We start from the raw sequence: 12,628 nt of genomic DNA on the forward strand, positions 1-12,628 counted from the left end.
GGCCGGCGGCCCCCCACTTGATGCCACCCCCGTGGGGGGCGGGGTTTCGCGGGCGATGGGCCGCATAGCGGCCCCTGCTTTTCAGCGATTCAGGAAGGCCAGCAGGTCTTCATTGAGCTGCTGCGCATGGGTCACGGCAAAGCCATGGGGCGCCCCTGCGTACACCTTCAGCTCGGCACCGCGGATCAGCTCTGCAGCTTTCCTGCCAGTGCTCTCGAACGGCACGATCTGGTCGTCGTCACCGTGGATGACCAGGGTCGGCACGTCGATCTTGGCCATGTCCGGGCGGAAATCGGTTTCGGAGAAAGCGGTCACGCAGTCCAGGGTGCCTTTGATCGACGCCAGCAACGCAATGTTCAAGGTCTGGGTCTGCACGCCCTGGGACACCTGCTGGCCATGGTTGATGCCATAGAAGGGCGTGGCGAAGTCGGCGATGAACTGCGCCCGGTCTGCCCGCAGGCCGGCCTTGATGCCGTCGAAGACCGCACTGTCGACACCGTCCGGGTTGTCGTCGCGCTTGCCGAACACCGGCGTTACCGCACCCAGCAACACCAGGCCGGCGATGCGCTCGCTGCCGTGCCTGGCGATATAACGGCTGACGTCGCCACCGCCCATGGAGAAGCCCACCAAGGTCACCTCGCGCAGGTCGAGGTGTTCGATCAACTGGGCGATGTCATCGGCGAAGGTGTCGTAGTCATACCCGCTCCAAGGCTGGCTGGAGCGCCCGAAACCCCGGCGGTCGAACGCGATGGTGCGGTAGCCGCGGCTGGCCAGGTACTCCATCTGCGAATCCCACATGTCGGCGTCCAGTGGCCAGCCATGGCTGAACAGGACGGGTTTGCCACTGCCCCAGTCCTTGTAGTGGATCGAGGTGCCATCGCGGGTAACGAGTGTGCTCATGTCGGTATCTCCTGAAATTCGAGTGAGGCAGTGAGAAAACTTTCAGCCACGCAGCCAGGCGGCGCAGCGGCGGGTCACCCAGGGCATGATGTAGAACACCACGGGCAGGATGACGAACAGGTTGCTGATCAGGTTGCCGCTGATCGGGCCGCCCAGCAGCGGGTAGCGGGCGAACAACGGCGCCAGCAGTTGCGGGATCAGCAGGGTCATGGGGCAGATCACCAGGTAGGTCAGCACGGCCTGCTTCCAGCGCGGCGGTGGCGCGGCGCGGGTGCTGGGTGGGGTGAACCAGAACTCCGGGTCGTCATGCACCTGGGTCTGGTCGCCCTCTTCAAGCAGTGGCAGTACTTCGCTGACCAGCGCCTGGCGCTCGGCCGAGTTGACCCAGGCCTGCAGCAGGTCGGCGTCGGCGAACCGCACGATGGTGGTGAACTGCCGGCCACCGTCGTCCGGGCGGATCACGTTGACGTCCAGGTGGCCCGGCTGCTGGCGTGCGGTGCTCACCGCATGCTTGAGCCAAGCCTCGTAGGGCGCCAGCGCCTGGGCGCGAACCTTGTGCTGGATCACCAGCGTGACGACGTTGCGGTTGTGCGGAGTGTTCATCGGCGGGCCCTGGCGTGAGCTGCGTTGACTGGGTGACCTGGCGCCACTGGGGCGCCAGGCGACTGGCGGGTTACTTGCCGGCGGTCAGGGTGTTGTAGCTGGTCATCAGGTTGCGGTAGTCAGGGATGTGGTTGCTGAACAGCGCGGCCAGGCCTTCAACGTCGTTGCGCCAGTCGCGGTGCAGCTCACAGGCCACGCCGAACCAGGTCATCAGTTGCGCGCCGGCCTGGCTCATGCGGTCATGCGCCGCGTCGCGGGTCATTTCGTTGAAGGTGCCGGAGGCGTCGGTCACCACGAACACTTCGAACTCTTCTTCCAGGGCCGCCAGCGCCGGGAAGGCCACGCATACCTCGGTTACCACGCCGGCGATGATCAGTTGCTTCTTGCCGGTGGCTTTCACGGCCTTGACGAAGTCTTCGTTGTCCCAGGCGTTGATCTGGCCAGGGCGGGCGATGTACGGCGCGTCGGGGAACAGGGCCTTGAGTTCCGGTACCAGCGGGCCGTTGGGGCCTTGCTCGAAGCTGGTGGTGAGGATGGTCGGCAGGTTGAAGTACTTGGCCAGGTCGGCCAGGGCCAGCACGTTGTTCTTGAAGCGGTCCGGCTCGATGTCGCGCACCAGCGACAGCAGGCCAGCCTGGTGATCCACCAGCAGTACGGCGGCGTCGTCTTTGTTCAGGCGGTTGTATTTGAAGTTAGCCATGGTCGTGCTCCTTAGGGTGTGTCGTTCACTGGGTGGGGTGTTTCGCGTTGATGAGCAAAGATTAGATTCATCACCTTTGGCGCGGTAGACTGCAAAAATTGCCTCTAGCGTTCTATTTGGTGAACGATCAATGGAAGACCTCAACTCCCTGTACTACTTCACCCAAGTGGTGGAGCACGGCGGCTTCGCCCCGGCCGGGCGGGCGCTGGACATGCCCAAGTCCAAGCTCAGCCGGCGCATCGCCGACCTGGAGGAGCGCCTGGGCGTGCGCCTGCTGCACCGCACCAGCCGGCACTGTTCGCTGACCGAGATCGGCCAGGCCTACTACAACCGTTGCCTGGCCATGCGCGTGGAGGCCGAGGGCGCCGCCGAAATCATCGAGCGCAACCGCAGCGAGCCGCGCGGGCTGGTGCGCATCAGTTGCCCGACCACCCTGCTCAATTCCTGGGTCGGGCCGATGCTCACCCGCTACATGCTCAAGTACCCACAGGTGGAGCTGTTCATCGAGAGCACCAACCGCCGCGTCGACTTGCTGCACGAAGGCTTCGACCTGGCGCTGCGGGTGCGCTTCCCGCCGCTGGAGAACACCGACATGGTGATGAAGGTGCTGAGCAACAGCACCCAGTGCCTGGTCGGGCACCCCGCGTTCCTCGAACAGCTGCCGGCGGGCTTCGACCCGCAGCAACTGGGCACGCTGCCCAGCCTGCACTGGGGCGGCGCCCAGCGCGAATACCAGTGGGAGCTGTTCCAGGGCGAGGACCAGCAGCACAGCCTGGTCATCCCGCACACGCCGCGCATGGTCAGCGACGACCTGTTTGCCCTGCGCCATTTCGTGGTGGCCGGGGTGGGCATCGCCCACCTGCCACGGGTGGCGGTGCGTGAGGACCTGGCGGCGGGCAGGCTGGTGGAGCTGCTGCCGCAATGGCACCCGCGCTGCGGCATCGTCCATGCGATCTTCCCGTCACGGCGCGGGTTGTTGCCGTCGGTGCGCGCGCTGATCGACCACCTGGCCGAGGAATTCGCCACCAGCGACATGGCCTGACGGCGCGGGTCTGGCGCGAGGATGAACAACTTTTCATCTTCGCCTGCGGTCAGGCCCGGTTGACGGCAGGGGGAGGGCAGGGCGTATATTGATAGTTAGCAAACTATGAATATCCTCGGTTCCTCTTATGTCACTTGACGCTCTGCACATGAAAATTAGCAGCGGCATGGTCGTGGCCGCCCGGCATTGGCGTCGCCTGTGCCAGGGCGCCTTGACCGGCTATGGCATCTCCGAAGCCTGCGCCGTGCCGTTGCTGATGATCGTGCGCCTGGGCGATGGCGTGCACCAGGTGGCGGTGGCCCAGGCCGCCGGCCTGGAAAGCCCGTCGCTGGTGCGCCTGCTCGACCAGCTGTGCAAGGCGGGCCTGGTGCTGCGCAGCGAGGACCCGCTGGACCGCCGTGCCAAGGCCCTGAGCCTGACCGCCACGGGCCGCGCCCTGGCCGAGTCGATCGAAGGCGAACTGGTGCGCCTGCGCCGCGAATTGCTGCAGGGCATCGACCAGGCCGACCTGGAAGCCACCCTGCGGGTGATCCGGGTGTTCGAAGACGCGGGCCTCACCCCATGAGCGGCTTCTTCAGCTCGGTGCCCCCGGCCCGCGACTGGTTCTACGGCGTGCGCACCTTCGCCGCGTCCATGATCGCCCTGTACATCGCCCTGCTGATGCAGTTGCCGCGCCCGTACTGGGCGATGGCCACGGTGTATATCGTCTCCAGCCCATTCCTCGGCCCCACCACCTCCAAGGCGCTGTACCGTGCACTCGGCACACTGCTGGGCGCGGGTGCGGCGATCTTTTTCGTGCCGCTGCTGGTGCAGTCGCCGTTGCTGCTGAGCATCGCCGTCGCGCTGTGGACCGGCACCCTGCTGTTCCTCTCGCTGAACCTGCGCACCGCCAACAACTACGTGCTGATGCTGGCCGGCTACACGATGCCGATGATCGCCCTGGCCGTGGTCGACAACCCGCTGGCGGTGTTCGACGTGGCCTCGTCCCGGGCCCAGGAAATCTGCCTGGGCATCGTCTGCGCGGCGGTGGTCGGCGCGGTGTTCTGGCCGCGCCGGCTGGCGCCGGTGGTGGTGGGCGCGACCGGCAGCTGGTTCAGCGAGGCGATCCGCTACAGCGATACCTACCTGGCCTGCGAAGCCAGCGCCGACAAGGTCGGCGGCATGCGCGGGGCGATGGTTACCACTTTCAACTCGCTGGAGCTGATGATCGGCCAGCTCGGCCACGAAGGCGCAGGCCCGCACACCTTGAAGAACGCCCGCGAACTGCGCGGGCGGATGATCCACTTGCTGCCGGTGATCGACGCCCTCGACGACGCCCTGATCGCCCTCGAAGGCCGCGCCCCTGTGCAGTTCGCCCAGTTGCAGCCGGTGCTGACGGCCGCCCGCGAATGGCTCAAGGGCACCGCCGACAGCGCCTCGGTGGCCCGCTGGACCGCCCTGCACGAGCAGATCGACCGCCTGCAACCCGGCGCCGCCGCCCTCGACCAGCGCGCCGAGCTGCTGTTGTCCAATGCGCTCTACCGCCTGACCGAGTGGGCCGACCTGTGGCAGGACTGCTGCACCCTGCAGCACGCCCTGCGCAGCGACGACGCCAAGCCCTGGCGGGCGGTGTATCGGCACTGGCGGCTGGGCCGGCTGACCCCCTTCTTCGACCGTGGCCTGATGCTCTACTCGGTGTTCTCCACCGTCACCGCCATCGTCGTCGCCTGCGGCCTGTGGATCGGCCTGGGCTGGAACGACGGCGCCAGCGCGGTGATCCTCGCCGCGGTGTCGTGCAGTTTCTTCGCCGCCATGGACGACCCGGCGCCGCAGATCTACCGGTTCTTCTTCTGGACCTTGATGTCGGTGATCTTCTCCAGCCTGTACCTGTTCCTGGTACTGCCCAACCTGCATGACTTCGCCATGCTGGTGCTGGCCTTTGCCGTGCCGTTCATCTGCGTCGGCACCCTCACCGTGCAGCCGCGTTTCTACCTGGGCACCTTGCTGACCATCGTCAACACCTCGACCTTCATCAGCATCCAGGGCGCCTACGACGCCGACTTCTTCACCTTCCTCAACGCCAACCTGGCGGGGCCGGTGGGGCTGCTGTTCGCCTTCCTCTGGACCATCGTGGTGCGCCCGTTCGGCGTGGAGCTGGCGGCCAAGCGCATGACCCGCTTCGCCTGGCGCGACATCGTCGAGATGACCGCGCCGGCCACCCTCGCCGAACACCGCCAGGTCGGCGTGCAGATGCTCGACCGCCTGATGCAGCACCTGCCGCGCCTGTCACAGACCGGCCAGGACAGCGGCGTGGCGCTGCGCGACCTGCGCGTGGGGCTGAACCTGCTCGACCTGCTGGCCTACCTGCCGCGCGCTGGCAGCCAGGCCCGCGAGCGCCTGCAGACGGTGATCGAAGAGGTCGGCGGCCACTACGCCGCCTGCCTGCGCGCCGGCGAACGCCTGCATGCCCCGGCAGCGCTGCTGCGCAACATGGAGCGGGCGCGCCTGGCGCTGAACCTGGACGAACTGTACGAGCGCGGCGATGCCCGCACCCACCTGCTGCATGCCCTGAGTGGCCTGCGCCTGGCCCTGTTGCCGGGGGTGGAGGTGATGCTCGAACCCACTGAACAAACGCAACTGCCCCCCGGCCTCGATGGAGCGCCCCTGTGATAGGTGAACTGGATATCAGCGGGGTGTTCCTGCCCACGCTGCTGGTGATGATGTTTGCGACCTACCTGTTGTTCCTGGGGGTGCACGCGCTGCTGGTGCGCGTGCATTTCTACCGCCTGGTCTGGCACCGGGCGCTGTTCAACGTTGCCCTGTATGCCGTGCTGCTGGGCGCGGTCGACCACTTTTGCCGAAGCCTGATGCTGCCATGAAAAAACCTTTGCTGACCCTGGGCCGCGTGGTCCTGACCTTGCTGGTAGTGACCTTCGCCGCCGTGCTCGTGTGGCAGATGGTGGTGTACTACATGTTCGCCCCCTGGACCCGCGACGGGCACATCCGTGCCGACGTGATCCAGATCGCCCCGGATGTGTCCGGGCTGATCCAGAAGGTCGAGGTGCGCGACAACCAGACCATCAAGCGCGGCGACGTGCTGTTCACCATCGACCAGGACCGCTTCAGCCTGGCCCTGCGCCAGGCCAAGGCGACCCTGGCCGAGCGCCAGGAAACCCTGGCCCAGGCCTCCCGCGAGGCGCAGCGCAACCGCAAGCTGGGCAACCTGGTGGCGGCCGAGCAGCTGGAAGAGAGCCAGTCGCGCGAGGCCCGCGCCCGCTCGGCGGTCAATCAGGCCCAGGTGCAGGTGGACCTGGCCCAGCTCAACCTCGACCGTTCGGTGGTGCGCAGCCCGGTGGACGGTTACCTCAACGACCGCGCCCCGCGCGCCCACGAGTTCGTCAGCGCCGGCCGCCCGGTACTGTCGGTGGTCGACAGCGCCTCGTACCACGTCGATGGCTATTTCGAAGAGACCAAGCTCGGTGGCATCCACATCGGCGATGCCGTGGACATCCGCGTGATGGGCGACAATACCCGCCTGCGCGGCCGGGTCGAAAGCCTGTCCGCCGGCATCGAGGACCGCGACCGCAGCAGCGGCGCCAACCTGCTGCCCAACGTCAACCCGGCGTTCAGCTGGGTGCGTCTGGCCCAGCGGATTCCGGTGCGCATCACCTTCGACGAGGTGCCGGCGGACTTCCGCATGATTGCCGGGCGCACTGCCACGGTGTCGATCATCGAGGGCCAGCGCCCATGAAGCAGCTGATCCTGGTGGGGCTTAGCCTGTCCCTCGGCGCCTGCATGATGGTCGGGCCCAACTACCAAGTGCCCAAGGACGCCGCCGTGCAGCGCAGCGACCTCAACGGCCCGTTGCGCCAGGATGCCGACAGCGTGGTGTCGGCACCGGTGCCCGAGGACTGGTGGCAGCTGTACCAGGATCAACGCCTCAACGAACTGGTGCGCCAGGCCCTGAGCGCCAACACCGAATTGCGCGTGGCCGCCGCCAACATCGCCAAGGCCCGTGCCCAGGTGGAAGTGGCCGAGTCCCAGGGCGGTTTCAATGGCGGCATCAAGGCCGGTGCCCAGCGCTTGCAGGAGTCCGGCGAAGCCTTCCTGCTGCCGGAGAAAGTGCCGGTGGCCAATATCGGCGAGGCGCTGCTGAGCGTCAGCTACCAGTTCGACCTGTGGGGCACCTTCAAGCGTGGCACCGAGGCCGCCAAGGCCAACGCCGACGCGGTGCAGGCCGCTGCCGACACCGCACGCATCACCTTGGTGGCCGATGTGGTCAAGGCCTACACCCAGGTGTGTTCGGCCAACGAGGAGTACCACATTGCCCGTGAGTCGCTGGAGCTGCAGCAGCAGGGCGTGCAACTGACACAGCGCTTGCGCGACGCTGGCCGCGGCGACGAGACCCAGGTCACCCGCTCGCAGACCCAGTTCAAGTCGCTGCGGGCAGAACTGCCGCGCTTCAAGGCCGAGCGCGAAACGGGCCTGTACACCTTGGCTGCGCTGCTGGCCAAGCCGGTCGAGCAGTTGCCGGCGGGTACTGCCGATTGCGCCGAGCTGCCGCACCTTGCGCAGTTGATCCCGGTGGGTGATGGCGCCGCCTTGCTCAAACGCCGGCCCGATGTGCGTCAGGCCGAGCGCCAGTTGGCGGCAGCGACCGCGAATATCGGCGTGGCCACTGGCGCGCTGTACCCGGATATCAGCATTGGTGCACAGGTGGGCACCATTGGCATTCTTGAAAACCTCGGTGAGCCGTCCACCAACCGTTGGGGCTTTGGCCCGCAGATCAGTTGGAACATCCCCACCAATGGCACCCGTGCGCGCATTCGCATGGCCGAGGCCTCGACCCAGGCGGCGTTGGCGCAGTTCGATGGGGTGGTGCTGAACGCCATTCGTGAGACACAGACGCGGCTGGCGCAGTACAGCGCCTTGCTCGATCGGCGTGATGCGCTGGCTGAGGCTGAGCGTTCGGCGAAAGAGTCGGCGGACCAGACGCATCTGCGTTATCAGGTGGGGCGTGAGTCGTTCCTGGCTGATCTGCAGGCGACGCGGACTTATACCGATGTACGGGCGCAGCTGGCCGCGGCGAATAGTCAGGTGGCGATGGGGCAGATTGGGGTGTTTCTGGCGTTGGGTGGGGGGTGGAAGGGTAGTGGCAAACCTTGAGGGAAAATCGCTGGCAAGCCAGCTCCCACAGAGATCACTGCAGCCCTTGTGGGAGCTGGCTTGCCAGCGATGGGGGCATCACTGAAACATCAGGTCCCACTCCTTTTTGCTCCAAGCGGACTCAACGCATTAGCCTGACCTGCCCAAAACAGGAGTAGGCACATGGACAGTCCCCATTCCAGCCAACTGAGGCGTGGCCGTTTCTCAGAGCCCGGTAGGCTCTATCTGCTGACCACCAAGACCCTGAACCGGGCACCGTACCTGGCCGACTTCCGCTCGGCCCGGCTGTTGATCGCGCAGTTGCGTGTCGCGGAGGCGGAGGGCATCGCCCGATCACTGGCCTGGGTGGTGATGCCGGATCATTTTCACTGGCTCGTGGAACTTGGACGCGGGGACCTGAAAACGCTGATGCGACGGATCAAGTCGCGCAGTACCCGGATGATCAATGGCTATCAGGGGCGTGCGGGGCGTCTTTGGCAGTAGGGGTTTCATGATCGCGCGTTGCGGCGGGAAGAGGATGTGCAGGCTGTTGCGCGCTACATCGTCATGAATCCCAAGCGGGCAGGGTTGGTTGAGCGGGTTGGAGACTATCCCCATTGGGACGCCATCTGGCTCTGAGCAGTTGCCTGTGTTGTCAGTGCTGGCCCAATGGCCCTTATCGCATCAGGGCCGCCAGGTGCCTGGCAGTTGATTGCATCAGGGCATGCAGGTGCTTGCCACAGCTCTTGTGGCGCCTATGAGATCGAGCGCCGCCCGCGCGGCGCATCGCTGGCAAGCCAGCTCCCACAGTTTGTTTCGGGCCAATTATTCCTGTGAAAGTACCGGCGCCTGCCTTGGTGCATGTCTTGAGTCATGCGCAGCGGCGGCAACGCCCACACAGAAACCGCGTCGTACCAAAAAGGCGGACAGTGATGAACATGCAGGAGTAATTGGCCCGAAACAGATGTGGGAGCTGCGGTTCGCCGCTGCGACTTGCCAGCGATGCGCCGCGCGGGCGGCGCTCGATCTCATAAGCGCTGCAAGGATCTCGGCGAGCACCTGGTGGCCTTGACGCGCTCCCCAGTCAGTTCAAAATCCGCGCCGGCTCATCCGGCGGCAGCTTGTCCCGCACCCGTGGCGGGCGTGGCTGGCCTGGCCCGACACCGCCCAACTGATCGGCCAACTGCTGCGCCACATCTTCCCCCAGCGCCTTCGACACTTCGCGCACCACCTTCGGGCGGTTCAGGCTCACGCGGCGGTCCTGGCTTTTCATCAGCTTGATGTCCTGCCCCTCACCCATGGCGGTGAACGCCGAGGTGATCTGCAAGGTGCGGGTATCGATCAGGCTGAAGTCGGCGGTCACGCTCAGCCCCAGCACCTTCGAATAACTGTCGGTGTGGTCCAGGGCGTTGACGTCCTCCTGGAAGTCGATGTCCGACAGGGTGCCGAACAGCACGTAGTCGGCGCCTGCAAACGCGCCGTTCTTGATCCGGCGGATCACGTCGTACACGTCTTCCTCGGCCTCGGCGGTGTAGGGCTTGCCCTGGATCAGCTCGAACATGCCGGTCTTGAGGATTTCGCCCTTGATGTCGCCGCCGAACTTGCGCAACTCAGCCTGCTGGATGTAGCTCTTGCTGCTTTCGTACTCGCTGTAGCTCGACGACTGGCTGGCGTTGTACATGCTCGACTGCCCGCTGTTGTGGGCGTTGACGCTGTGGATGTACTCCTGAACCTGCGCCTCGTAGGCCAGGTCGGTCACCGCCACCTTGGGGGCCGCCTGCGCGCCGAAGGCGCAGGCCAGGCCAATGATTGCCATCCATGCACGCATCGGTCAGCGCTCCGTGGTCTTGCGGATTTCTTTTTCGTCCATCCACTCGGCCAGGCCGCTTTCCACGTCGACCAGCTGCAGGCTGAACTTGTAGAACACGTCCTTGTAGTCGCTGCTGCGTTTGACGATGGAGCTGATCGAGCCTTCCAGGCGGTATCTGGCGGCGATCATGTTGCCGGTCTTGGCCACCGTGTTCTTCTTGTACAGGCCGCTCTGGTTCTGCAGCTTGAGCTGGTCGACCTGGCTCTGCATGTCGGTGTTGTCGCTGGCGAAGCGGGCGGTGCCGGACTTCATCAGCTGGGTCTTGATGGTGGTGGTGATCTCGCGGGTATCGATGTACTCGCTGGTCTTGTTCTTCACGTCGTACACCTGCACCACCGGGCGGCCGCGCAGCACGCCGGACTGGGCCAGGGAACGGGTCATGCTCTCGGCGATCATCTGCAGGTCGGTGGAGCCGAACTCGTTGGTGATCAGCTCGACCGCCTTGCTGTCGCCGTAGCTGATGTTCTTGCCGCCGAGGACCGGCGACGGGGTGCTGCAGCCGCTGACCAGGGCGATGGCGACGGCGGCGAGGGAAAGGCGTGCAAACATGCAGGGTGCTCCTGAAAGGGGTTACCGGGTGTGGGCTTCGAAGCGGAAGTCGGTGGCCTTGGGGGTCGGCGCGATGGCGGGCAGGAACTTGGCCTGCTTGCCATACAGCGGCAGGGCCTTCCAGCCTTCTTCGTCGGCCACGGGGAAGCCGCTGTCGTCCAGCCAGGCGAAGCGGTAGAACAGGGTCTGGTTGCTGCGGCTGGTGTTGTTCAGCGCCACGTTGACGGTGAGGAAGCCATTCTCGCGGGCGACCCGCATCTGATGGACTTCGATATCGTCCAACTGGCCCATGGTCACGACCTTGCTGGCGGCGGTTTCGGTGTTGGAGCAACCGGCCAGCAAGGCGGCGGTGAGCAGGGCGAGGCAGGTTCTGCGCATGTTCGATCCTTGAGGTTACTTGAGGCTGACCACGGTGGCGGCCGTGGTGGTGGGCGCGACCTGGACGGCCGGGCCGCTGGCGAACACCTGGTTGCCGACCACGCGCAGGCTGACCACCTGATAGGGGCGGTCGATCTTCACGTTGATCGAGGCCCCGCCCAGTACCGCCGGCAGGCTCAGTTGGTGCTCGCCGGGCTTCAGCCGCAGGCGGGCCACTTGGGTCTGGTCGGGCAGGGTGCGCCAGGTGCGGGTATCGGCATTCTCCAGCACCATCGACGCGATGCCGAAGATCAGGCCGGCCAGCGGGTCCTTCTCGTTCAGCTTCTTCTGCGCCAAGGTGCGCGAGACGGCGCGCGCGCTGGTGCGCAGGATGATGCCGGGCATGTCATCGCGCAAGGCCCGGCGCGACATGGCGCTGGTGCTGTTGAGCAAGGTCAGGGCCAGGGGCCTGCCGTCGAGCTGCAGGGCATCCAGGTGCGCGGTGGAGCGGTCTTCGCGAATGATCGGGAACGACAGCGGGGTAATCACCAGGTTTTCATCGATTACCAGGGGCAGGGGGATGCTCATGGAATCGCGGGCTGGCGCCAGGCCGCTCTGCACCACGAACAGCACGTCGCTCTCTGCCGGGGTGGCGCTGTTGCCGTCCAGCTGCAGCAGGGCCTGCTCCAGCAGCGGTGTTTTCGGGCGTAGCTCGGCGGCCATGCGGTAACCCGGCGCGGCCAGCCCTTTTTCGCCCAGGGCCTCGTAGACGAAGCCGGCCAGATAGTGGCTGAAGGCGCTCTGGTAGCTGTTCTTGAGGTTGACCACCTCGGGGGCGTCGAGGGTGGCGACCGGATAGCCCTTGAGGTCGGCGACTTCGGTCTTGATGCCGTCTTCCTGTGCCTGCTCTTCACGCTTGAGGTACGCCTTGTCGCGCAGCTCGGCGATGATCGCTTCGCGTTCGTGGCTCTTGCGGATCGCCACGCGGGCACCGTCGAAGTCGTTCTGGGCCAGCAGGTTCAGGGCCATCTGCGTGGTCAGCATGACTTTTTCGTAGTCGTAGCCTTCGTAGCGGCGGACCTTGTCGTTGACCACGTAGCTGCCGAACTGGCTGAGGTACTTGTCGGTGTCCAGGCGCACAGCCTCTTCCCACTGCACCACCACGCTGTCGGCCGAGCGCCAGGCTGCCTGGCTGCCTGCCAGGTCGCCCTTCGAGCGCAGCAGTTCACCTTTCTCCAGGTAGTAGAGCAGGTCCTTCTGTTCGCGGGTGTTGTGGCTTTCCAGCAGGGCCAGCGCGGCGTCGACATTGCCCGCGGCCAGTTGCTGGTTGGTTGCCTGCATTTCGCTGTCGTAGCTGCGAAACACCGAGCAGCCGCTGATTTGCAGGAGGGTGAAGAGGGTTGCCAGGATCAGGACGCGGGGTGCCATCGGAGGTTTTCATTCCCTGGAGCATGTTGCAGCCGCTGTAGCGGGGCGGCGGGGC

13 protein-coding genes and 1 pseudogene are annotated in these 12,628 nt (G+C 65.7%); 7 read left to right on the top strand and 7 right to left on the bottom strand.

Annotated features, from left to right (window positions below; translation table 11 throughout):
• Positions 1-81: 81 nt before the first annotated feature.
• The 3 genes from ABE459_RS20220 to ycaC all read right to left on the bottom strand — a co-directional run bounded on the left by ABE459_RS20220 (position 82) and on the right by ycaC (position 2,203).
• Positions 82-900, bottom strand: coding sequence for an alpha/beta hydrolase (locus tag ABE459_RS20220; RefSeq protein ID WP_323831691.1), 819 nt, complete (start codon positions 898-900; stop codon positions 82-84).
• A 42-nt stretch (positions 901-942) separates the two neighbouring features.
• The gene (locus ABE459_RS20225) at positions 943-1,503 is read right to left on the bottom strand and encodes an antibiotic biosynthesis monooxygenase (RefSeq protein ID WP_258705351.1); all 561 of its coding nucleotides are present in this window, start codon (positions 1,501-1,503) and stop codon (positions 943-945) included.
• Positions 1,504-1,573: 70 nt separating this feature from the next.
• Entirely contained in the window at positions 1,574-2,203 is a 630-nt protein-coding gene (gene ycaC / locus ABE459_RS20230; RefSeq protein WP_110992047.1) for an isochorismate family cysteine hydrolase YcaC, read from the bottom strand.
• Between the two features lie 130 nt (positions 2,204-2,333).
• On the opposite strand from ycaC, the gene ABE459_RS20235 reads away from it, so the two are divergent.
• The 7 genes and pseudogenes from ABE459_RS20235 to ABE459_RS20265 all read left to right on the top strand — a co-directional run bounded on the left by ABE459_RS20235 (position 2,334) and on the right by ABE459_RS20265 (position 9,008).
• Positions 2,334-3,245: a LysR substrate-binding domain-containing protein gene (locus ABE459_RS20235; protein WP_125861054.1), complete on the top strand. Its 912-nt coding sequence runs from the start codon at positions 2,334-2,336 to the stop codon at positions 3,243-3,245.
• A 127-nt stretch (positions 3,246-3,372) separates the two neighbouring features.
• Entirely contained in the window at positions 3,373-3,810 is a 438-nt protein-coding gene (locus ABE459_RS20240) for a MarR family transcriptional regulator (RefSeq protein ID WP_125466017.1), read from the top strand.
• Complete coding sequence (locus tag ABE459_RS20245; RefSeq protein ID WP_323831688.1) at positions 3,807-5,894, top strand: FUSC family protein; 2,088 nt, start codon at positions 3,807-3,809, stop codon at positions 5,892-5,894. The genes ABE459_RS20240 and ABE459_RS20245 overlap by 4 nt, the downstream gene beginning before the upstream one ends.
• Positions 5,891-6,103 carry a DUF1656 domain-containing protein gene (locus ABE459_RS20250; protein WP_110992051.1) on the top strand — a complete coding sequence of 71 codons (213 nt, stop codon included), beginning with the start codon at positions 5,891-5,893 and terminating at the stop codon, positions 6,101-6,103. The genes ABE459_RS20245 and ABE459_RS20250 overlap by 4 nt, the downstream gene beginning before the upstream one ends.
• A complete protein-coding gene (locus ABE459_RS20255) occupies positions 6,100-6,975 on the top strand; it encodes an HlyD family secretion protein (protein ID WP_110992052.1) in 876 nt (291 codons plus the stop codon). The genes ABE459_RS20250 and ABE459_RS20255 overlap by 4 nt, the downstream gene beginning before the upstream one ends.
• Entirely contained in the window at positions 6,972-8,390 is a 1,419-nt protein-coding gene (locus ABE459_RS20260) for a TolC family protein (RefSeq protein WP_323831686.1), read from the top strand. The genes ABE459_RS20255 and ABE459_RS20260 overlap by 4 nt, the downstream gene beginning before the upstream one ends.
• A 162-nt stretch (positions 8,391-8,552) precedes the next feature.
• Positions 8,553-9,008 (top strand): annotated as a pseudogene (locus ABE459_RS20265) (transposase).
• Positions 9,009-9,453: 445 nt separating this feature from the next.
• On the opposite strand, the gene ABE459_RS20270 reads toward ABE459_RS20265, so the two are convergent.
• The 4 genes from ABE459_RS20270 to ABE459_RS20285 are packed head-to-tail and all read right to left on the bottom strand — an operon-like array spanning position 9,454 to position 12,573.
• Positions 9,454-10,197 (bottom strand): penicillin-binding protein activator LpoB, encoded by a 744-nt coding sequence (locus ABE459_RS20270; RefSeq protein ID WP_125466013.1) that lies wholly within the window; start codon positions 10,195-10,197, stop codon positions 9,454-9,456.
• A 3-nt stretch (positions 10,198-10,200) separates the two neighbouring features.
• Positions 10,201-10,788 carry a penicillin-binding protein activator LpoB gene (gene lpoB / locus ABE459_RS20275; protein ID WP_125466012.1) on the bottom strand — a complete coding sequence of 196 codons (588 nt, stop codon included), beginning with the start codon at positions 10,786-10,788 and terminating at the stop codon, positions 10,201-10,203.
• Positions 10,789-10,809: 21 nt separating this feature from the next.
• Complete coding sequence (locus tag ABE459_RS20280; RefSeq protein ID WP_110992057.1) at positions 10,810-11,166, bottom strand: YcfL family protein; 357 nt, start codon at positions 11,164-11,166, stop codon at positions 10,810-10,812.
• 15 nt (positions 11,167-11,181) lie between these two features.
• Positions 11,182-12,573, bottom strand: coding sequence for a hypothetical protein (locus tag ABE459_RS20285; RefSeq protein ID WP_323831684.1), 1,392 nt, complete (start codon positions 12,571-12,573; stop codon positions 11,182-11,184).
• Positions 12,574-12,628: the final 55 nt, after the last annotated feature.

This window comes from Pseudomonas sp. TWI923, assembly GCF_039673365.1.
GTDB classification, from domain to species: Bacteria; Pseudomonadota; Gammaproteobacteria; order Pseudomonadales; family Pseudomonadaceae; genus Aquipseudomonas; species Aquipseudomonas sichuanensis.